This window comes from Streptomyces sp. NBC_00094 (genome assembly GCF_026343125.1).
Lineage (GTDB): Bacteria > Actinomycetota > Actinomycetes > Streptomycetales > Streptomycetaceae > Streptomyces.
Genome location: NZ_JAPEMB010000001.1, coordinates 3,378,100 through 3,401,648, shown reverse-complemented (window position 1 = coordinate 3,401,648; position 23,549 = coordinate 3,378,100). Strand labels below are relative to the sequence as shown.

The window sequence follows — 23,549 nt, the reverse complement described above, 5'->3', positions numbered from 1 at the left end:
TCAGCCAGATCGTGCGACACACCGGGCCAATTGGCCGATGCCCCCACGCGAACCCCTCTACCGTGTGAGGCGTGAGCAGCAGCGGCCTCATCTACGCAGTCATCGTCGGGGCCTGGGCCGCCTACTTGGTGCCGATGTGGCTCCGCAGGCAGGACGAGCTGAACGAAGCCCGTCCGACGGAACGCTTCAGCACCGCCATCCGGCTGCTGTCCGGACGGGCGGGAATGGAGCGCCGGTACGCCAAGGAGCTCAAGGAGCGGGACCTTACGGCGGAGGGACCGACGCCCGACGTGGACCCGGACGTGGAGACCGAGCATCTGAGCTCGGTCGACGTCCGGGCCTTTTCCGCGCCCGCGGCCAGGACCGAGGCGCGCCTCGAACTCCCGGAGCCCGAACCGGAACCCGCGCCGGAACCCGCCTCCGCCCCCGCCCCGGCCCGCCCGGCCACGGGCGCGGCGGCCGAGCGGGCCCGCCGGGGCAAGGTCCTCGCCCGGCGCCGGCGCACCACGACGCTCCTCTTCGCCGGCTTCACCCTCGGCGCGGTCGTCGCGGCCGTCGGCGGCGTCCCCTTCCTGTGGGCGCCCGCGGTCCCGGCGCTGCTCCTGAGCTCGTACATCGTGCATCTGCGGGTCCAGGAGCGGCGGCGCTTCGTGTACGTGATGGACCGGCGCCGCGCGGAAGCGGCGGCGGCCCGGCTGCGCGAGAGCCGACGGCCCACCCCGACGCCCGAGCCGGCGCCCGAGGCCTCCCCGCAGGAGGCGGGCCGCCGTGCCCTGGTCGAGCAGACCGACCACGCGGAGTGGGTGGACCAGCAGCGCGAGCGCGGCCCGGCCCGCGGCGACAGCTGGGAGCCGGTCCCGGTCCCGCTCCCCACGTACGTCACCGCCCCGGTCGCCCCGCGCGCGTCGAGCGGCGTCGACATCACGGACCCGGAGACCTGGAGCGCGGCCCGCTCCTCGACGGCCGCGGACCCGGCCCCCGCCCCGTCCCCGGCTCCTCGCCGCCGGAGCGCCCCGCCGCGCCGCGGCCGCGACAACGGCCGCACGCCGCTCTTCGACCAGTACGCGGACGACGACCGCCCTCGGGCGGCCAACGAATGACCCCCGCCGGGGGCCCGCGACGGCCCCCGGTGACCTGCGGCGGAACGGATTTTTGCGTGAGCCGGTAGGGATGCTAATGTTTCACACGTCGCAAGGGCCTGTGGCGCAGTCTGGTAGCGCACCTCGTTCGCATCGAGGGGGTCTGGGGTTCAAATCCCCACAGGTCCACAGACACCGGGAATCCCGTCCGATCGAAAGATCGGGCGGGATTTTCGGCGTTCCGGGGCATGCCGCGCGCCGCGCCCCCCGGGGAGCGCGGCGGTCGGCGTCAGGCCAGGGGCTTGGCGAAGCAGCGGCTGGTCGGGTAGTCGCGGTAGTGGCCGAACTTGACGCAGGGTTCGTACCCGCTGGAGGTGTAGAGGGAGATGGCTTCGGGTTGGGCCACGCCCGTCTCCAGGACCATGCGGGTGCGACCCGCCGCGCGGGCGTCGGACTCCAGGGCCGTCAGGATGCGGCGGGCCAGGCCCAGGCCGCGGGCCTCGGGGATCACGTACATGCGCTTCAGCTCGGCGTCGCCGTCCGCGTAGCCCGCGTCGTTCGTGTTCTGGGTGCGCCAGCCGCCCGTGGCCACGGGGTGGCCCTGGTCGTCGTAGGCGAGGAGGTAGAGGCCGTGCGGGGGGACGAACATCGCGGAGTCCAGCGGTGTGACATCGCCCTCGTCGTCGTAGCGGGCGGCGTATTCGAGCTGCACCGCGTCGTTGAGCTTGACGGCATCGGGGTGGTCGAAGGGGGTGGGCTGGATGTTCATGCAGAGTATCGTACATGTATGCAGATATGCGGTGTCGGTATTCTCCCGGGATGCTCACTGTCACGTCCGTGAATGTCAATGGACTCCGTGCCGCCGCCAAGAAGGGCTTCGTCGAGTGGCTGGCCGGTAGCTCCGCCGATGTGGTCTGCCTCCAGGAGGTCCGCGCCGAGGAGGCCCAGCTGCCCGCGGAGGTACGGGCGCCCGAGGGCTGGTTCACCGCCCACGCGCCCGCCGCCGCCAAGGGCCGCGCCGGAGTCTCCCTCTACACCCGCCGCGAGCCCGACCGGGTGCGCGTCGGCTTCGGGTCGAGCGAGTTCGACGGCAGCGGCCGGTACATCGAGGCCGACCTGCCCGGTGTGACCGTCGCCAGCCTCTACCTGCCCTCCGGCGAGGTCGGCACCGAGCGCCAGGACGAGAAGATGCGGTTCATGGGCGAGTTCCTGCCGTACCTGAAGGACCTCGGGGAGCGGGCCGCCGCCGACGGTCGCGAGGTCGTCGTCTGCGGCGACTGGAACATCGCCCACCGCGAGGCCGACCTCAAGAACTGGAAGGCCAACAAGAAGAACGCCGGCTTCCTGCCCGAGGAGCGGGAGTGGCTGGGGCGGGTCCTCGACGAGGGCGACGGGGGATACGTCGACGTCGTGCGTGCCCTGCACCCCGAGCAGGAGGGGCCCTACTCCTGGTGGTCCTACCGCGGCCGCGCCTTCGACAACGACAGCGGCTGGCGGATCGACTACCAGGTCGCCACTCCCGGCCTCGCCGGCAAGGCCGTCAAGGCCTACGTCGAGCGGGCCGCCACCCATGCCGAGCGGTGGAGCGACCACGCCCCCGTGACCGCGGTGTACGACCTGTAGGGAGCGGCGGAGGGGCGCCCCGTCCGGCTGCGCCGCTCGTGGTCTCCGTGGGGATCCGGGCGCGCTCCGGGCGGTGTGCCGCCGGGAGTCAGGTGTCCTCGGGGCGCAGGCGTCGGTCGAGTGCCATCGACAGTTCGGCCTCGACGACGCTCTTCGCGAGCGGTCGCAGCCGCCACACGTCGTCCTCGGCCGCGTGCGCGCGCAGCAGTTCGGTGAAGAGCTCCGCGAGCGCGTCGGCGTGTTCGCGGACGCGGGCGCCCGCCTTGAGGACCTCGGCGAGCGGGATGCCCTCGCGGACGAGCGAGGCGGAGACGTCGAGCAGGCGGCGGCTGACGTGGATGATCTCCTCGCCGTCGGTGGCGAGGTAGCCGAGGTCGAGGGCGGCCGCGAGGTTCTCGGGGGTGACCTCGCCGGAGAAGTGGTCGGCGAGCTCCCCGGGGGTGAGGCGGACGGGCTCCTCCTCGGTGGGGGGACCGAGGGCGAGGACCTCGCGGACGTTCCGTCCGGTCTCGAAGGCGGTGGTGAGGTCGGCGATGCCGGTGAGGGTGTGGCCGCGCTCCAGGAGGGCGGCGATGGTGCGCAGCCGGGCGAGGTGGTGCTCGTCGTACCAGGCGATCCGGCCCTCGCGGCGGGGTGGCGGGATCAGTCCGCGCTCGCGGTAGAAGCGCAGGGTGCGCACGGTGATGCCGGCGGCCGTCGCCAGATCGTCCATGCGGTACTCGCGTACGCCGTCGTGCACGCCGTCGTGTCCGACGTCATGAGCGTCGGCGTGCACGGTTTCGTGTGCGCCCGTGTCGGGACCTGATCCTTCTGCCACACCCGCCAGCCTATGTTGTACCGCCGGTAACTTTCCCTCGCCGTACCCCTACCGCTCGGTATGGAGCTGCTCTACAGTCCGGACTGTGCCAGTGATTGCTGGCGTGATCTGCCGGGCGCACGGGAGGCGGCATGGCGAAGCACGAGAACGTACGGGTGGCGGTGATCGGATCGGGATTCGGTGGCCTCGGCGCCGCCGTCCGGCTGCGCCGCGAAGGAATCACCGACTTCGTCGTCCTGGAACGGGCCGACTCCGTGGGGGGCACCTGGCGCGACAACAGCTACCCCGGCTGTGCCTGCGACGTGCCCTCGCACCTCTACTCCTTCTCCTTCGCGCCCAACCCGGACTGGCCGCGGACCTTCTCCGGACAGCGCCACATCCGCGCGTACCTGGAGCATGTCACGGACACCTTCGGGATCCGTCCCCACCTGCGCCTGAACCACGAGGTGCGGCGCATGGAGTGGGACGCCGAAGCGCTCCGCTGGGAGATCGAGACGAGCCAGGGCTCCTTCAGCGCCGAGGTCGTCGTCTCCGCGACCGGGCCGCTCTCCGACCCCAAGATCCCCGACATCCCGGGGCTCGCCGACTTCCCCGGCAAGGTCTTCCACTCCGCCCGCTGGGACCACGACTACGACCTCGCCGGCAAGCGCGTCGCCATGATCGGCACCGGCGCCTCCGCCATCCAGATCGTGCCCGCGATCCAGCCCCTGGTCGGGAAGCTGACGCTCTTCCAGCGCACGCCCCCGTGGGTCATGCGCCGCATGGACCGCGCCATCTCCGGCCCCGAGCGCTGGCTCCACCGTGCCGTGCCCGTCACCGGCACCCTCCGCCGCGGCCTGCTCTGGGGCATCCGCGAACTCCAGGTCGGCGCCTTCACCAAGCACCCCAACGAACTCGGGCTGATCGAGAAGCTCGCCAAGGCCAACATCGCCAAGGCGATCAAGGACCCGGCGCTGCGGGCCAAGCTGACGCCCTCGTACCGCATCGGCTGCAAGCGCATCCTGCTCTCCAGCACGTACTACCCGGCGGTCGCCCAGCCCAACGTCGACGTCGTCGCGTCCGGACTGCGCGAGGTCCGTGGTTCCACCCTGGTGGCCTCGGACGGCACCGAGACCGAGGTCGACGCCATCGTCTTCGGCACCGGCTTCCACGTCACCGACATGCCGATCGCCGAACGGGTCGTCGGCGCCGAGGGGAAGACGCTCGCCGAGAGCTGGAAGGGCGGCATGGAGGCGCTGCGCGGCGCCACCGCCGCCGGCTTCCCCAACTTCATGACGGTCATCGGACCCAACACCGGCCTCGGGAACTCCTCGATGATCCTGATGATCGAGTCCCAACTGAACTACATGGCCGACTACCTGCGCCAGCTCAACATGCTCGGCGGCCGCTCGGCGCTCGCCGTCCGGCCCTCCGCCGTCGGCGCCTGGAACCGCAAGGTGCAGGCCCGGATGGAGCGGACCGTCTGGAAGGCCGGCGGCTGCGAGAGCTGGTACCTCGACGCCAACGGCCGCAACACCACCCTGTGGCCGGGGACGACGGGCGAGTTCCGGAAGGAGACCCGGCAGGTCGACCTCTCCGAGTACGAGGTGCTGCGCGCCCCCAAGTCCGCGAAGCCCGCCGACGCCGCCCGCCGTCCGTCCCGCAAGAAGGAGGCGGCCCAGTGAGCCGGCACCTGACCTCGCTGCCCGCGTCCCGGGAGCTGACCGCCGTCTCCGCCGACGGCTCCGGGATCCACGTCGAGGTGTACGGCCCCGAGGGCGCCCCCGTCGTCGTCCTCGCCCACGGCTGGACCTGCTCCATCTCCTTCTGGGCCGAGCAGATACGGGCACTCGCCGCCGACCACCGGGTCATCGCCTACGACCAGCGCGGCCACGGCCGCTCCCCGGCCCCCGCCGGTCCCTCCGGCTACTCGGTCCGGTCCCTCGCCGACGACCTCGAAGCCGTCCTCGCGGCCACCCTCGCCCCCGGCGAGAAGGCCGTCGTGGCCGGGCACTCCATGGGCGGCATGACCGTGATGGCGGCGGCCTCCCGCCCCGGCTTCCAGGCGCACGCGGCGGCCGTACTGCTCTGCTCCACCGGGCCCTCCCGGCTGACCGCCGAGGCCACCGTCGTACCGCTGCGGCCGAGCGGCCGGCGTACCCGGCTCACCCGGGGCGTCCTCGGCGCGAAGGCCCCCCTCGGGCCGGTCACGCCCCTCTCGAAGAAGATCCTCAAGTACGCGACGATGGGACCGGGGTCGGCTCCCGAGCGGGTCGACGCCTGCGCCCGGATCGTGCACGCCTGCCCGCGCGGCGCCCGCGTCGGCTGGTCCCGCGTCCTGTCCGAGCTCGATCTCGACGAGGCCGTACGGGGGCTGGACCTGCCGGTGGCCGTCCTCGTCGGCACCGCCGACCGGCTCACCCCGCCCGTCCACTCCCGCGCCATGGCCGAGGCGCTCCCGCAGTGCGTGGGACTCCTCGAACTGACCGGCGCGGGCCACATGACACCGGTGGAGGCCCCCGAGGCCGTCACGGCGCGGATCCGTGAACTGACCGACACGTACCTGGAAGTGAAGGAGAAGGCATGAGCCGGGTGAGTCTGGAAGGACAGGTCGCGGTCGTCACCGGAGGGGCCCGAGGCGTCGGCGAACTCCTCGCCCGCAAGCTCTCCGCGCGCGGCGCGAAGATCGCGCTCGTCGGTCTGGAGCCGGAGCAGCTCAAGGAGGTCGCCGGGCGGCTGCACACCGAGGCCGACTGGTGGCACGCCGACGTCACCGACCACGAGGCCATGGCGAAGGTCGCGGCCGAGGTCAAGGAGCGGTTCGGGAAGGTCGACATCGTCGTCGCCAACGCGGGAGTCGCGGCCGGCGGACCGTTCGTCGAGTCTGACCCCGACGCCTGGCGGCGGGTCATCGAGGTCAACCTGATCGGCGGCGCCGTGACCGGCCGCGCGTTCCTGCCCGTCCTCATGGAGTCCCGGGGGTACTTCCTCCAGATCGCCTCGCTCGCGGCGCTCACCCCGGCCCCGATGATGACGGCGTACTGCGCCTCCAAGTCGGGCGTCGAGGCCTTCGCGCACAGCCTGCGCGCCGAGGTCGCCTACAAGGGCGTGAAGGTCGGCGTCGGCTATCTGTCCTGGACCGACACCGACATGGTGCGGGGCGCCGACCAGGACGACGTGATGCGGGAGCTCCGCTCGCGGCTGCCGTGGCCGGCGAACCGGACGTACCCCCTCGGCCCGGCCGTCGACCGGATCGTCGCGGGCATCGAGCGGCGCTCGTCCCATGTGTACGCGCAGTGGTGGCTGCGCGGGATGCAGTCGGTCCGGGGCTATCTGCCCGGGATGATCGCGACGGTCGGTCAGCGCGAGATGCGGCGCTTCGAGCCGCGCCTCGGCTCGGTCTCCAAGGGACTGGTGGGCGCGGGCGGGGCGGCCGATGAGCAGGCGCGCACGGGGGGTGCGGCCCGGCGGTGACGTGGGGCGCGGCCCGGCGGTGACGGGGGCGCGGCCCGGCGGTGAGGGGCGTGCGGCCCCGCGGTGACGCGGTGTGCGGCCTGGCCGGGACGGGTGTGCGGCCCGGCAGTGAGGGGCGTGCGGTCCCGCGGTGACGCGGTGTGCAGCCCGGCCGGGACGGGTGTGCGGCCCGGCGGTGCGGGAGGGTTCCGTGGGGTGGTGACGGGGTGTGTCTGATCGACATGCGCGGGATGTGCGCCCGTGCAAGGCTGATCGAGGCCCAAGGGGCGCGACGCCCCGTCCCCCTCACACCCTTCTAGGAGTGACTTTCATGGGCATGCAAGACCAGTTCAAGGACAAGGCGGAGCAGCTCAAGGAGCAGGCCAGGCAGGCCAGGGGCAAGGCGAAGGACGAGGCGTCCGAGCGCGCTTCCCAGGGCCGCGACCGCTCCGACGAGGAGACGCGCCGGGCCCAGCAGGAGGCCCAGGACCGTTTCGACCAGGACTACGACGCCTGACGTCCGTCCTTCGGACGCTCCGTCGTCGAGGAAGGCGCACCCGGGACGCCGGGTGCGCCTTCGCGCGTCCGGGGCGGGCGGGCCGGTCGGGGCGCCCAGGGGGTCACCGAGAAGGTCCGGTCGAGGAGGACGCTCTCGGCGCGGGCCTGGAGGCTGCGGGTGAGGGGCTGGAGTTCGGCCGCCCGGGCGGACGGCAGGGATATCGCCAGGGTGGCGGCCGAGGAGCCGACCGTGATGGGGACGGCGGCGCAGACGGTGCCGAGGGTGTACTCCTCGTACTCGAGGTGGGGCGCGCCGCGTTGCCGGGAGGCGAGCCGGCGTTCGACGGCGGTGCGGCCGGCCACGGTGTGGCGGGTGAGCGGGGTCGCGGGGTGCCGGGCGAGGTGGTCGGCGCGCTCCTCGTCGGAGAGCTGGGAGAGGAGCGCCTGGCCGGCGGCGTGCGCGTGGCCGGTGAGCCGGAAGTCCGCCCATTCGGTGACGGGGGGACAGGCGGGGTTCCGGGAGGCGGCTGTGACCCGGATCTCCCCCTCGCGGTAGACGACGAAGTAGACGGCGGCGTTCAGTTCCAGACTGAGCTGGTCCGTCCACTCCTGGGTGGGGAGGCTGTCCGGGGCGGAGGGCTGCGGCACGGCGAGGCCGCCCGGGTCCGCGAGCGCGTACCCGTGGCGGTCCTTGCGGACCAGTCCCTCGTGGCAGAGCGTGCGCAGCAGGTGGTACGCGGTGGGCAGCGGCAGGTCGGCGTCGCGCGCGAGCTGTTTGGCGCTGGCGCTGCCGCCCCGGTGGTTCAGGGCGCGCAGCAGATGGACGGCGCGCTGGACCGACTGGATGAGGGTCTGGCCGGTCGGTGGTCGATCGGGCATGCGTGTTCCTGTTCTGCATCTTCTGCATCACGGACGGCGTGCTCCGCCCGGCGGGATTCCGCCGTGACCGGCCCCAAGCCGCAGGATATTCGGGCGCCGCCCCGCGGAGCGAAGGCATACCTTGCCTTCATGTCCGTACTGCAGCGACTGCGCCCCGACCACGCGCCCGCCCTGCTCGTGTTCGAGCGGGAGAACAGGGCCTATTTCGCCGCGTCCGTACCCGACAGGGGCGACGCGTTCTTCGAGGAGTTCGAGGCCCGGCACCGGGCGCTGCTCGACGAGCAGGAGACCGGTGCGATCCATTTCCACGTCCTGGTGGGGGAGGGCGGGGAGGTCCTCGGCCGGTTCAACCTCGTCGACGCCGTCGACGGGGGCGCCGAGCTCGGCTACCGGGTGGCGGAGAAGGCGACCGGGCGGGGCGTGGCGACGGCCGCGGTGCGCGAGCTGTGCCGGCTGGCGCGGGAGGAGTACGGGCTGACCAGGCTGACCGCCGCGACGACCCTCGACAACGAGGGGTCGAGGGCCGTGCTCGGGCGGGTCGGTTTCGGCGCGGTCGGGAGCGTGACGCTGGACGGGAAGCCCGGCGCCTCGTACGAACTGGACCTGGGCGCCCCGTACGCGTAGGGCCTGCCCGGCGGTCATGGCCGGGGTCGCGGGCTCCTCCCTACGGCTCCGACCTCGGCGGCAGTTTCGGGCGGGAGCGGTCCGGTACGGCCTCGTAGCCCGGGGGGCTCGCCGGCGGGGTCTTGCCGAGGAGCGAGAGGGCGACGTCCACGGCGTCGTCCAGCTGGGCGTGCCTGCCCTCGGCCCAGTCGAGCGGGGTGCGGAGGACCGCGAGGTCGGGTTCGACGCCGTGGTTCTCCAGGGACCAGCCGTACTCGGGGAACCAGGCCGCGTTCATCGGGACGGTGATCTGGGTGCCGTCGCCGAGCCGGTGGCGGCCGGTCATGCCGACGACTCCGCCCCAGGTGCGCTGGCCGACGACGGGCCCGAGGCCGAGGAGCTTGAAGGCGGCGGTGATCATGTCGCCGTCGGAGGAGGTGGCCTCGTCGGCGAGGGCGACGACGGGGCCGCGCGGGGCGTTGGAGGCGTACGAGACGGGCTGGGCGTTCCTGGTGAGGTCCCAGCCGAGGATCTTGCGGGTGAGTTTCTCTATGACGAGCTCGCTGATGTTGCCGCCGGCGTTGCCGCGGACGTCGACGATGAGGGCCGGCCGGGAGACCTCCATGCGCAGGTCGCGGTTGAACTGGGCCCAGCCGGAGCCGCCCATGTCGGGGATGTGCAGGTAGCCGCAGCGGCCGCCGCTGAGGTCCCGGACCACGGCCCGGCGTTTGGCGACCCAGTCCTGGTAGCGCAGCGGCCGTTCGTCGACGAGCGGGACGACGGCGACGCGGCGGGAGCGGCCCTCGCCCTCGGCGGGGGTGAAGGTGAGCTCGACGGTGGTGCCGCCGGTGCCGGAGAGCAGGGGGTACGGGCCGGTGACCGGGTCGACGGGCCGGCCGTCGACGTGGGTGAGGACGGCGCCCTCGCGGATGCCGGTGCCGGCGAGCGGCGAGCGGGCCTTGGAGTCGGAGGACTCGCCGGGCAGGATCCGCTTCACCGTCCAGCCGGCCTCCCGGGGCACGAGGTTGGCGCCGAGGAGGCCCATGGGCCGCTGGTAGTGCGGCGGGCCCTCGTTGCGGCGGGCGGGGGTGACGTACGCGTGGGAGGTGCCCAGCTCGCCGACGACCTCGCGGAGCAGGTCGGCGAACTCGTCGGGGGAGGCGACCCGTTCGACGAGCGGCCGGTACTGGTCGAGGACCGCCGTCCAGTCGACGCCGCCCATGCCGGGTTCCCAGAAGTAGGCGCGGACGATCCGGCCGGCCTCGTCGAAGGCCTGGCGCCACTCGGCGCCGGGGTCGACCTCGTGGAGGATGCGCCGCAGGTCCAGGTAGACGGTGGAGTCGCCGTCGCCGGACTCGGTGGCGGGCACGGCCCGCAGCTCGCCCTCTTCGGCGACGACGAGCCGGGTGCCGTCGCCGCTGACCGCGAACCAGTCGAGGTCCTTGGCGAGTTCGGTCTTGCGGGCCTTGGTGATGGTGAAGTGTTCGAGCGAGGGGCGGCCCGAGGTGTCGGCCGGGTTGGCGAAGGTCTCGCCGAGCGCGCCCGAGATGGGCCAGCGCAGCCAGACGAGGCCGCCGCCGCTGACGGGGTGCAGCGCGGAGTACTTGGAGGCGGCGACGGGGATGGGGGTGACCCGGTCGGGAAGTCCCTCGATCTCGACGGTGACCGTGCCGTCGCCGGTGTCCGTCTCGTCGTCGGCGGGGTCGAGCCCGCCGGCCGCCGGGCGCCCGTCGGGCAGCAGCGCGAAGGGGGAGGGGGTCGCGGAGGAGAGCGGTACGAGGTAGGGGCGGCAGCCGAGCGGGAACGACAGGTCGCCGGTGTGGACGTCGTACACCGGGTCGAAGCCGCGCCAGGAGAGGAAGGCGAGGTAGCGGCCGTCGCGGGTGAAGACGGGGTTCTCGTCCGCGAAGCGGCCGTTGGTGACGTCGACGACGGTCCGGGCGCCGGGGCCGGAGATGCGGGCCAGCTTGATGGAGCGCAGGGAGCGGCCGATGCCGGGGTGGGACCAGGTGAGCCAGTCGCCGTCGGGGGAGAAGGCGAGGTCGGTGACGGGCCCGTTGACGGACCGGATCAGCTCGGTGACCTCGCCTCCCCCAGAGCCTTCGGCCTGGGAGGTACCCCCAGAGTCCTCGGTGGCGTCCAGGAGGAGGAGGCGTCCGTCGTGGGAGGCGATGGCGAGCCGCTTGCCGTCCGGGTCGGCGATCAGCTCCTCGACCCGGCCGAGGCCGCCCGAGGCGAGCCGGCGCGGCGGCCGGTCGCCGCTGGCACGCGGCAGGTAGGCGACCTCGACGGCGTCCTCGCCCTCGGCGTCGGTGACGTACGCGACCTGGCCGCCGCTGCCGAGCATCTCGGGCAGCCGGACGCGGACGCCGGGCGAGTCGATGATCGTCCGGGCCGGGCCGTCGCGGTGCGTGAGCCAGTACAGGCTGCCGCGTACGGAGACGGCGCTGGCCCGGCCGGTCTCGTCGACGGAGACCGCGTCGACGTGGTGGGCGGCGGGCACCTGGTAGGCGCGGCGGCCGACGCGCTGTCCGCCGAGCCGGACCTCCAGCTTCCGGGGGCGGGAGTCGGCGGTGAGCGCGTCGACGATCCACAGCTCGCCCGCGCACTGGTAGACGACCCGGTGGCCGTCGCTCGACGCGTGCCGGGCGTAGAAGGCGTCGTGGTCGGTGTGGCGGCGCAGGTCGGTGCCGTCGGGCAGGCAGGAGTAGAGGTTGCCGACGCCCTCGTGGTCGGAGAGGAAGGCGATCCGGCCGTCGACGGCCATGGGGCAGTCCAGGTGGCCGCCGATGTCGGGCAGCAGTCGTTCCCCGTGCAGCCAGAGCCGTCCGGTGGCGCCGCCGAGGTACCGCTTCCAGGCGGCCGGCTCGTGCGGCGGCTTCCCGGTGAGGAGGAGCGTGCGGTGGTGGTGGGCGGGCTGCTCGCCGTGACGGGTGGTGGCCGAGGCCGTGGTGACGGCGATGTCGGAGACCGGGCCCCAGGGGAGGCGGCGGCCGGGGGAGCCGTCGGTGGGGACGGTGTAGGCCCAGGAGTAGTACGAGAAGGGCTGTCCGTGCGAGGAGACGGCGAGGATGTCGGAGTGGCCGTCCCGGTCGGGGTCGGGGGGTGTCCAGCCGCAGACCCGGGTGTCGGTGGAGCCCCAGTAGGTGAGGCGCCGGGCGGAGCCGCCCTCGATGGGGACGAGGTGGATCTCCGGATCGAGGCTGCGCCAGTTCGTGTACGCGATGTGGCGGCCGTCCGGCGAGAAGCGCGGGTGGCCGACCCGGGTGCGGTCGACGGTCAGCCGCCAGGCCCGGCCGGGGCGGTGGCCCTCGGGCACGAGGGGGGCGATCCAGAGATCGTCCTCGGCCGCGAAGCACAGCAGGTCGTCGTGGATGTGCGGAAACCGGAGATACGCGACGTCGTCACTCACCTGTACATGCTTTCCGCGCGGAGAGGGTGCGGCAACTCGTACGTGTGTACCGGTCCGGTGGGCCGGTCCGGCGCACCGGACCGGAGCCGGACTGTGGCCCAGGACACGTACGAAACGGTTTCGTTTCGCTGGGGCCGCGGGTACCTTCGTACTGTACGAAACCGTTTCGTTCGCACCGTCGGATCGGAGGAGCCGCTCATGGCTCGCAGCAGACTCACTCCCGAGCGGGAGTCCGAGCTGTACGCAGCCGTGCTCGACCTCCTTCGCGAGGTCGGCTACGACGCCCTCACCATGGACGCCGTCGCCGCCCGCACCCACTCCAGCAAGGCCACCCTCTACCGCCAGTGGGGGAGCAAGCCCGAGCTGGTCGCACGGGCGCTGCGCGCCAACAAGCCCGCCGATCTCACCGAGATCGACACCGGCTCGCTGCGCGGCGACTTCCACGCGCTCATGGAGCGCACCGACGACTGTCAGATGGAGAAGGACTCCGCGCTGATGCGGGGCCTGGCCCATGCCGTCCACACCCACCCCGAACTGCACCGGGCGCTGCGCGAGCTGCTCATCGAACCCGAGATGAACGGCCTCGACGAACTGCTGCGCCGAGCGGTCCGCAGGGGAGAGGTCGACGCCGACAACCCGGCGCTGAAGCTCGTTCCCCACATGCTGATCGGTGCGTTCGTCGCCCGGCCGCTGATCGAGGATCAGCCGGTCGACCGCGCCTTCCTCAGTGCCTACGTCGACGCCGTCGTGCTCCCCTCACTCGGCGTCTGACCCACCATCTGCCCGGAGAACCCGCAGGGCAGTACCCGCACGGCAGTACCCGCACAGCAGTACCCGCACCACCTGACGTCGAACCGCTCACGCCGTCGGGCCGGCTCCCCATGTCCTGTCCCGCCCCACAATGGGAGTACGCCCCCGTGGCCACGTTCCTCTACAAGCTGGGCCGTTCCGCCTTCCGGCGCCGACGGCTCGTCGCCCTCCTCTGGGTGGCGCTCCTGGCGGTCGCCGGTATCGGCGCCGCCACCGCGCCCGCCCCCACCTCCGGTTCCTTCTCGATCCCGGGCACCGAGGCCCAGCGCGCCTTCGACCTGCTCGAAGAGCGCTTCCCCGGCGCCGGCGCCGACGGGGCCACCGCCCGTGTCGTCTTCAAGGCCCCCGAGGGCCAGAAGGTGACCGACACGGCCCACAAGGCCGTCGTCGAGGAGACCGTCGCCGCGCTGGAGTCCGGCTCGGACCAGATCGTCTCGGTCGCCGACCCGTACACCGCGCACGCCGTCTCGCAGGACGGCTCCACGGCCTACGTCTCCGTCGCCTACAAGGTCAACGCGATGGAGCTGACCGACGAGACCCGCGAGGCGCTCACCCAGGCCGGTGAGAACGCGCAGGGCAAGGGGCTGACCGTCGAGGTCGGCGGTGACGCCCTCCAGACCATGCCGGCGACCGGCGCGGGCGAGATCGTCGGCGTGATCATCGCCGGCATCGTGCTCGTCATCACCTTCGGCTCGCTCGTCGCGGCGGGGCTCCCGCTGCTCACCGCGATCATCGGCGTCGGCATCGGCGTCTCCTCGATCGCCGCCCTCGCGAACGTCCTCGACCTGGGCTCCACCACCTCCACCCTCGCGATGATGATCGGCCTCGCGGTCGGCATCGACTACGCCCTCTTCATCGTCTCCCGCTACCGCGCGGAGCTCGCCGACGGGCGCGAGAAGGAGGAGGCCGCGGGCCGCGCGGTCGGCACGGCGGGCTCGGCGGTCGTCTTCGCCGGACTCACCGTCGTCATCGCCCTGGTCGGCCTGGCCGTCGTCAACATCCCGATGCTGACGAAGATGGGCTTCGCCGCCGCCGGCACGGTCGTCATCGCCGTACTGATCGCCCTCACCCTCATCCCGGCGCTGCTGGGCTTCGCGGGTGACAAGGTCGTCGGCCGCAAGGTCCGCAAGGGCACCGCGAAGGTCGACGACAAGCCGAACGGCGGCACCCGCTGGGCCCGGTTCGTCATCCGCCGCCCCCTGATGGTGCTGCTCGTCGGCGTCATCGGCCTCGGCGCGATCGCCGTGCCCGCCGCCTCCCTGGAGATGGGCCTGCCGGACGACGGCGTCAAGCCGACCTCCACCACCGAGCGCCGGGCGTACGACACGCTGTCGGACGGCTTCGGCCCCGGCTTCAACGGCCCGCTGCTCGTCGTCGTCGACGGCGACAAGGCCACCGCGGACAAGACGGTCTCGGCGATCAAGGGCCTCGACGGCTGGGCGGCGGTCACCCCGGCGACCCAGAACAAGGCCAAGGACGCCGCGATGATCACGGTGGTCCCGAAGGACCGTCCGTCCTCCGTCGCCACCGAGGAGCTGGTCCACGACATCCGGGACGCCACCGGCGACGAGGTCCTCGTCACCGGCGCCACCGCGATGAACATCGACTTCTCGCAGAAGATGAACGACGCGCTCGTGCCCTACCTGGCACTCGTCGTCGGCCTCGCCTTCCTGCTCCTGACGGTGGTCTTCCGGTCGATCCTGGTGCCGCTCAAGGCGGCCCTCGGCTTCCTGCTCTCGGTGGTCGCGGCCCTCGGCGCGGTCGTCGCGGTCTTCCAGTGGGGCTGGCTCGGCAGCCTCTTCGGGGTCGAGCAGACCGGCCCGATCATGTCGATGATGCCGATCTTCATGGTGGGTGTCGTCTTCGGTCTCGCGATGGACTACGAGGTCTTCCTCGTGACCCGGATGCGCGAGGCGTACGTGCACGGGGAGCGGCCCGGCGAGGCGATCGTGACCGGCTTCCGGCACAGCGCCCGGGTGGTCGTCGCCGCGGCGGTCATCATGATCGCGGTCTTCTCCGGCTTCATCGGCATGACGGACCAGATGATCAAGATGATCGGCTTCGGTCTGGCCGTCGCGGTCCTCTTCGACGCCTTCGTGGTCCGGATGGCGATCGTCCCGGCCGTGCTCGCGCTCCTCGGCCACAAGGCCTGGTGGCTGCCGAAGTGGCTGGACCGGGTCCTGCCGAACGTGGACGTGGAGGGCGAGAGCCTCGCCGGGTCCACGGGTGAGGACGCGGCGGCGAAGCCGGACCTCGTCAAGGCCTGATCGCGGGCTCGCCCTCCGTACGCCGCCGGCGTGTCGTCACCGACGCGCCGGCGGCGTCGGCGTACCCGCGTCGTACGTGTGCCGGAGGAAGCGGACCAGGGCGACGGTGTCGAACTGGACGACCGCGACCCCGTCGGCACGGTGGAACTCGACGACCGTCTGGACCCGGCCGCAGGGCCAGACCTCGATGTCGCCGCGGCGGGTCGGGGTGCGCAGGCCTGTTTCGAGGAGCGTGCGGGGGAAGGACCACTCGACGTCGCCGGGGAAGACGAAGCGGACGGTCGCGGGGGAGAACTCGGGGTCGTAGCGGAGGCCCACCGGGACGGGCCGGGACAGCGGGGCGTCGCTGATGATCCGCCCCTTGGCGTGGTCGTCGACTACGCGTTCGTCTACAGCGGCCATCGAGGCTCCTTAACGTTTTGTCCTCTTATCGGTCAATGTGTCACTCCTTCCCGCGTTGTGTGCGGGTCATGCGCCATCCGTGCTGTGACCTGTGACCCATGCGCTCTTGCAAGTAGTTCGCAAGAAGGCTCATGATTCGGGACGTGCATGTACCTGACGGATTCATCAACGCCCCCGTATCGGCCGTGGCCGGTGTCGTCGCCGCCGGCGCCGTCGCGGTCAGCCTGCGCGGGGCCCGCCGTGAGCTCGGGGGCTCCTCCCGTGCCGATGGCCACGGGGGAGAGCGGACGGCTCCGCTCGCCGGCCTCGTCGCGGCCTTCATCTTCGCCGTGCAGATGCTGAACTTCCCGGTCGCCGCCGGGACCAGCGGACACCTGCTCGGCGGCGCGCTCGCCGCGATACTCGTCGGCCCCTGGACCGGCGTCCTCTGCATCGCCGTCGTCCTGCTGATGCAGGGCATCCTCTTCGCCGACGGAGGCCTCACCGCCCTCGGCGTGAACATCACCGTCATGGGCGTCGTCACGGTCGTCGTCGCGTACGCGCTCTTCCGCGGCCTCGTCCTCGTGCTGCCGCGCACCCGCCGCTCGGTGACCGTGGCCTCCTTCGTCGCCGCGCTCGTCTCCGTACCGGCCGCGGCCGCCGCCTTCACCCTCGTCTACGCGGTCGGCGGCACCACCGACGTACCGCTCTCCAAGGTCCTCACGGCCATGGTCGGCGTGCACGTCCTCATCGGCGTCGGCGAGGCCGTCATCACCATGCTGACCGTCGGCGCGGTCGTCGCCGTCCGCCCCGACCTCGTGTACGGCGCCCGCGGCCTGACCACCCCGCTCAAGCTCCGCGTCGACGGCGAGCTGGTCGACGCCGAGGCCCCCGCGCCCGCGCCCGCCGGCTCCCCGAGGAAGCTCTGGATCGGCGGGGTCGTCACCGCCCTCGTCCTCGCCGGCTTCGTCTCCTTCTACGCCTCCGCCAGCCCCGACGGCCTGGAGAGGGTCGCCGCCGACCAGGGCATCGACGCCAAGGTCGAGGAGCACGCGGCCGCCGGCTCGCCGCTCGCCGACTACGGCGTCAAGGACGTCGACGACGCCCGCCTCTCCGGCGGCCTGGCCGGCGTCATCGGCGTGGGCGCGACCCTCGCCGTCGGCACGGGCGCCTTCTGGGTCGTGCGCCGCCGGCGTACGAACGAGGAAGCCGCCGCGCACCAGGAAGCCGCGGCGGCCTGACATGGGAGCAGGTGGGGGTACCTCCCGTGCCGGAGGCCACGGGGGAGCCCACAAGCTCTACCGGCACGCGCACTCGCCGGTGCACGCGCTGCCCCCGCACACCAAGCTCGCCGCCGTCCTCGGCTTCGTCGTGGTCGTCGTCTCGACGCCCCGCGAGGCCGTCTGGGCCTTCGCCCTCTACGCCCTGCTCCTCGCGGTCGTGGCGGCGAAGGCCCACGTCCCGGCCGGCTTCCTGCTGAAGCGGCTGCTCATCGAGGTGCCGTTCGTCGCGTTCGCGCTGCTCATGCCCTTCGTGGTGCCCGGCGAGCAGACGACCGTCCTCGGGGTGTCGCTGAGCGTCCCCGGCCTGTGGGGCGCCTGGAACGTCCTCGCCAAGGGCACCCTCGGCGTCGCCGCCTCCGTACTCCTCGCCTCCACCACCGAGCTGCGCGCCCTGCTCCTCGGCCTCCAGCGGCTGAGGCTGCCCCCGCTCCTCGTCCAGATCGCCTCGTTCATGATCCGGTACGGCGACGTCATCACCGACGAGATGCGCCGCATGTCCGTCGCCCGCCGCTCGCGCGGCTTCGAGGCGCGGGGCGTCCGCCACTGGGGCGTCCTCGCCAAGTCCGCCGGCGCGCTCTTCATCCGCTCGTACGAGCGCGGGGAACGCGTCCACCTCGCCATGGTCAGCCGTGGCTACACGGGCACCATGCCGGTCATCGACGAGGCGACCGCCACCCGCGCCCAATGGGCGTACGCCGCCGCGCTCCCGCTCACCGCACTCCTGATCTGCCTCCTGGGATGGACCCTGTGACGACTCCCCCCTCGCTTGAGGTCCGTGGCCTCGCGTACGCCTACCCCGACGGCCACCAGGCCCTCTTCGGGGTGGACCTGACCGTCGGACGCGGCGAGCGGGTCGCCCTCCTCGGCCCCAACGGCGCCGGCAAGACCACGCTCGTCCTCCACCTCAACGGCATCCACACCGGCGGCGCGGGCACGGTCACGGTCGCCGGGCTCCCGGTCGGCAGGAAGCACCTCGCCGAGATCAGGCGCAAGGTCGGCATCGTCTTCCAGGACCCCGACGACCAGCTGTTCATGCCGACCGTCCGCGAGGACGTGGCCTTCGGCCCGGCCGCGGCCGGACTCCGGGGCGCCGACCTGGAGGCCGTCGTGCGGAAGGCCCTCGAACGGGTCGGCATGGCCGAGTACGCGGACCGGCCGCCGCACCACCTCTCCTTCGGGCAGCGCCGCCGGGTCGCCGTGGCCACCGTCCTCGCCATGGAGCCGGAGATCCTCGTCCTCGACGAGCCGTCCTCCAACCTGGACCCGGCCTCGCGCCGCGAGCTCGCCGACATCCTCCGCTCCCTCGACGTCACCGTCCTGATGGTCACCCACGACCTGCCGTACGCCCTGGAGCTCTGTCCGCGCGCGGTGATCCTCAGCGAGGGCGTCATCGCCGCCGACGGAAGGACGGGCGACATCCTCGCGGACACGGAGCTGATGGCCCGGCACCGCCTGGAGCTGCCGTTCGGCTTCGTCCCGAGCTCCGTGGCCTGACCGCCCCGGAATCCGTCCTTCGCGTGCCGCGTTGCACCATGGAGGGTCGGAGCAACGAGTGAGGGAGTGGGGACGTGGACGTCCAGGGCACGGTGGCGGCGGGCTGGGAGCCGGTCAGGGACGCGTTCCTGAACAACTTCGAGCAGCGCGGCGAGCGCGGGGCGGCCGTCGCCGTCCACCACGACGGCGAGAGGGTCGTCGACCTGTGGGCGGGGACGCGTGACGTGGACGGTACGGATCCGTGGCTGGCGGACACCGCCCAGGTCGTCCGCTCGGCCACGAAGGGCGTCGCCGCCGCCGTACCCCTGCTCCTGCACCAGCGAGGCCTGCTCGACCTGGACGCCCCCGTCGCCACGTACTGGCCCGAGTTCAAGGCGGCCGGCAAGGACCGGGTGACCGTACGGCAGCTCCTCGCGCACCGGGCCGGCGTCCCCGTCCTGGACCGCCCGCTCACCCTCGCCGAAGCGATCGACCTTCCGACGGCGACCCGCGCGATAGCCGCCCAGGCCCCCGTCTGGGAGCCCGGCACCGCCCACGGCTACCACGCCCACACCTTCAGCTGGCTGCTCTCCGGCCTGGTCCACCGCGTCACCGGCCGCACCATCGGCCGCTGGGTCGCCGAGGAGATCAGCGACCCCCTCGGCCTCGACCTGTGGATCGGGCTCCCCGAGGCGGAAACCCACCGGGTCGGCCGACTCGGCCCCGTCGAGGAGATCGACCCGCCCGGCGGCGGCGCCCTCAAGCTCCGCCCCAAGCGCTCCGTCAGCGAGGCGTACAAGGACCCGGACTCCCTCACCCGGCGCGCCTTCGGGGTCATCGAACCCAAGCCCGACGAGAACGACCCCGTCTACCGGGCCGCCGAACTGCCCGGCTCGGCGGGCGTCGCCACCGCCCGCGCGCTCGCCCGCTTCTACGCGGCGACCCTCGGCCCCGTCGACGGCGCCGAGCGCCTCTTCGCCCCGGCGACGCTCACCCTGGCCCGTACGGAGGAGTCGGCGGGAGCGGACCAGGTGCTGCTCGTCGGCACCCGCTTCGGCCTCGGCCACATGCTGCACGGACCGGCCTCCCCGCTCCTCGGCCCGTCCTCCTTCGGCCACCCCGGCCGCGGCGGCTCCCTCGGCTTCGCCGACCCCGAGTCCGGGATCGCCTTCGGGTACGTCACCAACGGCATGCGCAAGACGGTCACGGCCGACCCGCGCGCCCAGGCCCTGGTGAGGGCCGTGCGGCGGGCGGCGGACCTGACATTCTGAGCGCCCGCCGGGCGGGCCCGCGGGCGGGCGGCCGGTAACGTGTGCGGGCCCACTGATACCGGTGGGTAGGCACGGGGGTGCAGGTGAGTGAGTTTCCGCCGCGATCGACCGGACCGGAGACGAGCCGGATCGGGCCGGGCGCCATCCGGATCGGGCCGGGCGCCATCCGGATCGCGAGCAGCAGGCTCTGGGAGATCTACGGCAGCATCGGGCTGCTCTCGGCGCACCGGGGCCTCGTGCCCTGGCCGTACGCCAACTGGGACAAGGCCGCACGCCGTTCGCTGAGCCGGTCCGAGGTGACCATCCCGGGCTGGCTCGTCCAGCTGTACCGGGCCGGCGGCGGAACCCTGCCGTCGTTCCTGCTCGCCGTCCCCGCCTCGGACGAGGCGAACCTGGACGAGGAGCTCGCGGCCCTCGGGGCGGTCTGCCCTGCCCGAGCCCGCGCGGAGCTCGAGGAGAGCTTCCCGCAGGGCGTGCCCGCCGAACTCCGCCCGCTGTACGCGGACCCGGCGGCGCACATCGCCGAACTCGTCGCCTTCCTCCCGGAGTACTGGCGGGCCGCCCTGGCCCCGTACGCGGCGACCCTGCGGGCGGCGACGGAGGAGGACCTGCTGTTCCGCTCCCGCACCCTGGCCACGCAGGGCCCGGAGGCGCTCCTGGGCGAGCTGCCGGGAGCGGCCGGGGCGGCGGCGTCGGAGGCGCTCACGTCCGCCGGTGCCGCCCGGCTCGTCCTCGTACCTCTGCTGTTCGGCCGGGGAGCACCCTTCTCCACCGCGTCCCCGGACGGCTCGGCAGCCGCCCTGTCCTACCCGGTCGAAGGCTCCGCCGTCCTCGTCGGGCAGACACCGCCCGAGCGGCCGGCCGACATACCCGTGCGCGGCGACCGGCTGGAGATCCTGATCGGCCGGAGCCGGGCCGGGGTCGTCCGGGGCCTCGCCGCGCCCACGACCACCTCGGACCTCGCGGCGGCCCTCGGCCTCGCCCCGAGCACCGTCTCCCAGCACCTCACGGCGCTGGTGGCCGCGGGCGTGGCGCGACGGCGCCGGGAGGGCGTACGGGTGCTGTACGAACTGGACCGCCCGGGCGTGGTGTTACTCCGGCACATGGACGGCGCGCGGGGAATGCCGACGGCGCACTGAGCCGCCCCCATGGTCAGGCCGCGGACGGGGTCAGCGCGAGGACCATCCCGAGCCCGACGAGGATCGTCCCGATCACCTTGTTGAGCACGGTCTGCCGCCGGAGCAGCCGGGTGCGCAGGTTCTGGTGGGAGAAGAGGAGCGCGGCCAGCGCGAACCAGACCAGGTGCGCGAACGACATGAAGAGGCCGTAGCCGACCTGCTGGAAGACGGGGGTGTCGGCGCTGACGACCTGGGTGTAGGTGCTCAGCACGAACAGCATCGTCTTGGGGTTGAGCGCGTTCGTCAGGAACCCGGTGCGCAGCGCGCCCGCCTTCGACAGGCCGGCGTCGCCCGAAAGGTCGATGTCCACCTGGGCTTTGGTGACGAAGGTCTTGTACCCGATGTACACCAAATAGGCGGCGCCGATCAGTTTCATCGCCGTGAAAAGCATCGGGGTCCGTGTCACGAGAAGCCCGACACCGAGCATGGTGTAGGTGACGTGGACGAGAACGCCCAGGGCAATTCCGACGGCCGCCAGAACCCCCGCGGTGCGCCCGTACAGATAACTGTTGCGGACGGTCATCGCGAAGTCCGCTCCGGGGCTGATGACAGCCAGAACGGTGATGACCGCCACAGCGATGAGCTGACCCATTTTCCGTCCCGTATTCCCGTCTTCTTCTCACTGGTTCACGCGGCGGCGCGGCTGCGGGAGGGCCGCCGTGACGGACGCCTCCCCGCACCCGCGCCGTACATCAGGGCTTGTGACGGTAGGTCACGACCAGCACGTCGCGCGAGGCCGGGAAGGCGGCATGGATCTGCCCGATCGACGAGACGCCGTGGTAGACCCGCTCGTCGTTGACGAGGGCCAGGTCGAGGGGGTCGGTCAGGACGAACTTCTCCACCGGCCGCCCGTCCAGGTCGAAGACGGTGCTCTCGCCGCCGGTGGCGTTGGAGCGGCCGATCATCGCCACCAGGGCGAAGGCGACGCCGTCGCGGTGGACGGCCTCGGGCGCGGGCAGGCCGACCTGCGCGCCGTCGACCTCGACGCGGAGCTGGTGGGCCTCGATGTGCCACGCGGAGTACGGGGCGAGGCGGCCGAAGATGTCGCAGCCGAGCGTGATCAGGCTGTCCATCGTGGCGCCGCGCAGGGTCGCGTCCTCGAACGGCTCGTAGTGCCGGGCGGCGCCGCCGTTGAGGTTGTTGTAGTCGAGCCCCTGGTAGTGCGGCTGGTGGGCCTCGACGCGGTAGTCGGCGCTCGACCGGGGCGCGCTCAGCGTGGCGTGCCGGCGGCGACGGCGCCCGCCGTTCGCCATGGAACTGTCGAGCGGCATCCGGGCCCAGCTCTCGCGGAAGCCCTCCAGGTCGTCGAGCGCGGTTTCGGATCGCTTGAGGAGAAGTCGCCGGGCCTGCTCGCTGGAGCGGAGGTCATAGCTTCGGGAGGAAAGCGACCGGCATATTTCCTCAACTCCGGATTCGTACGCCGAAGACATTGTTCCCCCTGTGTGCAAGTGATCAACTGCAGAGTTGATCGTGGTATTCGCTGCTGGGGCATGTCAAAGGGTTTCGGCTCTGGCCGAATTGTCATGACTCCTCTTTCCCCGCGCTCCCGCCGCGACGTTCGTGAACGGAATGTTGCGGGCGGGCGGCCCGATGGGTAGGGGCCGCCCATGGATCTCAGTCAGCGCTTCGACGGGTACGCGGTACTGATCACGGGAGCGGCGCGCGGCATCGGCGCGGCCACGGCACGGCGCCTCACGGCGGAGGGCGCGCGGGTGCTGGTCACGGACATCGACGAGGACGAGGCGGCGAGGACCGCCGCCGAGCTGCCCGGGGCGGTGGCCCTGCGCTGCGACGTGGGCGACCGGGACGCGGTGGAGGCGGCGGTCGCGTACGCGGTGGAGACCTTCGGCGGCCTCGACGTCCTCGTCAACAACGCCCTCGCCCCCGTCGCCCCCGACCGGGACCGCTTCGAGGACGAACCGGACGGGGGCTTTGCGGGCCAGCTCGACGTGACGCTGATGGGCGCGGTCCGCTGCTCCAGGGCCGCGCTGCCGCACCTCGCGGCGGCGGGCGGGCGCGGGGCGATCGTCACCATCGGCTCGGTCAACGCGGAGGTGGACTTCGGGGGCCACGCCTACAGCGCGGCCAAGGCGGGCCTGGCCTCCCTGACCCGCACGCTGGCGGGCGACGCGGCTCCGCGCGGCGTCCGAGTCAACCAGATCAACCCCGGGACGATCGCGACGACGGCCTGGGCGGGCAGGGAGGCCGAACTCGCGGCCCTGGCGGACCGCGTCTACCCCCTGGGCCGCGTCGGCACGCCGGAGGACGTGGCCGCGGCCGTCGCGTTCCTCGCGTCGCGGGACGCGGCGTGGATCACGGGGACGGTGGTACGGGTCGACGGCGGCCTGCTGGCGGTGAACACGCACTTCGCGGAGGTACTGGCGGACTGAGGGCCCGAGAACGCCTCGGCCGGAGAACGCCCCGGTCGGAGAACGCCCCGGCCGGTCCGAGAACTTCTTCGACCGGGGACGCAACCTCGGGAGGTGCCACACGTCTGGTGGGTTGAAGGCGCCCTTCACCGCACGTCCCAACCCATCCCACCT

The 23,549-nt window shown here is 72.7% G+C and carries 22 protein-coding genes and 1 tRNA gene; 16 read left to right on the top strand and 7 right to left on the bottom strand.

Features of this window, described 5'->3' with window-relative positions:
* The first annotated feature begins 71 nt into the window (after window positions 1-71).
* Both glpR and OG580_RS14660 read left to right on the top strand, forming a co-directional pair.
* The gene (gene glpR, locus OG580_RS14665; protein WP_267044120.1) at window positions 72-1,100 is read left to right on the top strand and encodes a gephyrin-like molybdotransferase receptor GlpR; all 1,029 of its coding nucleotides are present in this window, start codon (window positions 72-74) and stop codon (window positions 1,098-1,100) included.
* Between the two features lie 94 nt (window positions 1,101-1,194).
* Window positions 1,195-1,268: transfer RNA gene (locus tag OG580_RS14660), tRNA-Ala, on the top strand.
* Window positions 1,269-1,368: 100 nt separating this feature from the next.
* On the opposite strand, the gene OG580_RS14655 is transcribed toward OG580_RS14660, so the two are convergent.
* Window positions 1,369-1,848, bottom strand: coding sequence for a GNAT family N-acetyltransferase (locus tag OG580_RS14655; protein WP_267044119.1), 480 nt, complete (start codon window positions 1,846-1,848; stop codon window positions 1,369-1,371).
* A gap of 50 nt (window positions 1,849-1,898) precedes the next feature.
* Here OG580_RS14655 and OG580_RS14650 point away from each other — a divergent pair, with 50 nt between their 5' ends.
* Window positions 1,899-2,702 (top strand): exodeoxyribonuclease III, encoded by an 804-nt coding sequence (locus OG580_RS14650; protein WP_267044118.1) that lies wholly within the window; start codon window positions 1,899-1,901, stop codon window positions 2,700-2,702.
* 88 nt (window positions 2,703-2,790) lie between these two features.
* Here the strand turns inward: OG580_RS14650 and OG580_RS14645 are convergent, their stop codons facing one another.
* Window positions 2,791-3,414 (bottom strand): MerR family transcriptional regulator, encoded by a 624-nt coding sequence (locus tag OG580_RS14645; protein WP_267048004.1) that lies wholly within the window; start codon window positions 3,412-3,414, stop codon window positions 2,791-2,793.
* 236 nt (window positions 3,415-3,650) lie between these two features.
* Between OG580_RS14645 and OG580_RS14640 the strand changes: the two genes are divergently transcribed.
* The 4 genes from OG580_RS14640 (at window position 3,651) to OG580_RS14625 (ending at window position 7,468) form a co-directional block, all read left to right on the top strand.
* Window positions 3,651-5,183 carry an NAD(P)/FAD-dependent oxidoreductase gene (locus OG580_RS14640; protein WP_267044117.1) on the top strand — a complete coding sequence of 511 codons (1,533 nt, stop codon included), beginning with the start codon at window positions 3,651-3,653 and terminating at the stop codon, window positions 5,181-5,183.
* Window positions 5,180-6,085, top strand: a complete 906-nt coding sequence (locus OG580_RS14635; protein WP_267044116.1) for an alpha/beta fold hydrolase — start codon at window positions 5,180-5,182, stop codon at window positions 6,083-6,085. The genes OG580_RS14640 and OG580_RS14635 overlap by 4 nt, the downstream gene beginning before the upstream one ends.
* On the top strand, window positions 6,082-6,972 hold the full coding sequence (locus OG580_RS14630) for an SDR family oxidoreductase (protein ID WP_267044115.1): 891 nt from the start codon (window positions 6,082-6,084) through the stop codon (window positions 6,970-6,972). The genes OG580_RS14635 and OG580_RS14630 overlap by 4 nt, the downstream gene beginning before the upstream one ends.
* A 310-nt stretch (window positions 6,973-7,282) precedes the next feature.
* Complete coding sequence (locus tag OG580_RS14625) at window positions 7,283-7,468, top strand: hypothetical protein (RefSeq protein ID WP_267044114.1); 186 nt, start codon at window positions 7,283-7,285, stop codon at window positions 7,466-7,468.
* Here OG580_RS14625 and OG580_RS14620 read toward each other — a convergent pair.
* Window positions 7,456-8,328, bottom strand: a complete 873-nt coding sequence (locus tag OG580_RS14620) for an IclR family transcriptional regulator (RefSeq protein ID WP_267044113.1) — start codon at window positions 8,326-8,328, stop codon at window positions 7,456-7,458. The two genes, OG580_RS14625 and OG580_RS14620, sit on opposite strands and share 13 nt — an antisense overlap.
* Before the next feature lie 129 nt (window positions 8,329-8,457).
* On the opposite strand from OG580_RS14620, the gene OG580_RS14615 reads away from it, so the two are divergent.
* Window positions 8,458-8,952 carry a GNAT family N-acetyltransferase gene (locus OG580_RS14615; protein WP_267044112.1) on the top strand — a complete coding sequence of 165 codons (495 nt, stop codon included), beginning with the start codon at window positions 8,458-8,460 and terminating at the stop codon, window positions 8,950-8,952.
* 40 nt (window positions 8,953-8,992) lie between these two features.
* On the opposite strand, the gene OG580_RS14610 is transcribed toward OG580_RS14615, so the two are convergent.
* Entirely contained in the window at window positions 8,993-12,343 is a 3,351-nt protein-coding gene (locus OG580_RS14610) for a S41 family peptidase (protein WP_267044111.1), read from the bottom strand.
* A 198-nt stretch (window positions 12,344-12,541) separates the two neighbouring features.
* Here OG580_RS14610 and OG580_RS14605 point away from each other — a divergent pair, with 198 nt between their 5' ends.
* The gene (locus OG580_RS14605; protein WP_267044110.1) at window positions 12,542-13,114 is read left to right on the top strand and encodes a TetR/AcrR family transcriptional regulator; all 573 of its coding nucleotides are present in this window, start codon (window positions 12,542-12,544) and stop codon (window positions 13,112-13,114) included.
* 146 nt (window positions 13,115-13,260) lie between these two features.
* Window positions 13,261-15,420: an MMPL family transporter gene (locus OG580_RS14600; RefSeq protein ID WP_267044109.1), complete on the top strand. Its 2,160-nt coding sequence runs from the start codon at window positions 13,261-13,263 to the stop codon at window positions 15,418-15,420.
* Between the two features lie 36 nt (window positions 15,421-15,456).
* Here OG580_RS14600 and OG580_RS14595 read toward each other — a convergent pair whose 3' ends face one another.
* Window positions 15,457-15,822, bottom strand: a complete 366-nt coding sequence (locus tag OG580_RS14595) for an SsgA family sporulation/cell division regulator (RefSeq protein ID WP_267044108.1) — start codon at window positions 15,820-15,822, stop codon at window positions 15,457-15,459.
* Window positions 15,823-15,965: 143 nt separating this feature from the next.
* Here OG580_RS14595 and OG580_RS14590 point away from each other — a divergent pair, with 143 nt between their 5' ends.
* The 5 genes from OG580_RS14590 to OG580_RS14570 all read left to right on the top strand — a co-directional run bounded on the left by OG580_RS14590 (window position 15,966) and on the right by OG580_RS14570 (window position 20,967).
* Window positions 15,966-17,042: an energy-coupling factor ABC transporter permease gene (locus tag OG580_RS14590; protein ID WP_267044107.1), complete on the top strand. Its 1,077-nt coding sequence runs from the start codon at window positions 15,966-15,968 to the stop codon at window positions 17,040-17,042.
* 1 nt (window position 17,043) lies between these two features.
* The gene (gene cbiQ, locus OG580_RS14585; RefSeq protein WP_267044106.1) at window positions 17,044-17,835 is read left to right on the top strand and encodes a cobalt ECF transporter T component CbiQ; all 792 of its coding nucleotides are present in this window, start codon (window positions 17,044-17,046) and stop codon (window positions 17,833-17,835) included.
* Window positions 17,823-18,578 (top strand): energy-coupling factor ABC transporter ATP-binding protein, encoded by a 756-nt coding sequence (locus OG580_RS14580; RefSeq protein ID WP_267044105.1) that lies wholly within the window; start codon window positions 17,823-17,825, stop codon window positions 18,576-18,578. Before cbiQ ends, OG580_RS14580 begins: the two co-directional genes overlap by 13 nt.
* 74 nt (window positions 18,579-18,652) lie before the next feature.
* Complete coding sequence (locus tag OG580_RS14575; protein ID WP_267044104.1) at window positions 18,653-19,828, top strand: serine hydrolase domain-containing protein; 1,176 nt, start codon at window positions 18,653-18,655, stop codon at window positions 19,826-19,828.
* 83 nt (window positions 19,829-19,911) lie between these two features.
* A complete protein-coding gene (locus tag OG580_RS14570) occupies window positions 19,912-20,967 on the top strand; it encodes a helix-turn-helix transcriptional regulator (RefSeq protein WP_267044103.1) in 1,056 nt (351 codons plus the stop codon).
* Window positions 20,968-20,980: 13 nt separating this feature from the next.
* On the opposite strand, the gene OG580_RS14565 is transcribed toward OG580_RS14570, so the two are convergent.
* On the bottom strand, window positions 20,981-21,598 hold the full coding sequence (locus OG580_RS14565) for a LysE family translocator (protein WP_267044102.1): 618 nt from the start codon (window positions 21,596-21,598) through the stop codon (window positions 20,981-20,983).
* Between the two features lie 100 nt (window positions 21,599-21,698).
* The gene (locus tag OG580_RS14560) at window positions 21,699-22,436 is read right to left on the bottom strand and encodes a 2OG-Fe dioxygenase family protein (RefSeq protein WP_267044101.1); all 738 of its coding nucleotides are present in this window, start codon (window positions 22,434-22,436) and stop codon (window positions 21,699-21,701) included.
* A 177-nt stretch (window positions 22,437-22,613) separates the two neighbouring features.
* Between OG580_RS14560 and OG580_RS14555 the strand changes: the two genes are divergently transcribed.
* Window positions 22,614-23,396 carry an SDR family NAD(P)-dependent oxidoreductase gene (locus OG580_RS14555; protein ID WP_267044100.1) on the top strand — a complete coding sequence of 261 codons (783 nt, stop codon included), beginning with the start codon at window positions 22,614-22,616 and terminating at the stop codon, window positions 23,394-23,396.
* Window positions 23,397-23,549 lie beyond the last annotated feature (153 nt).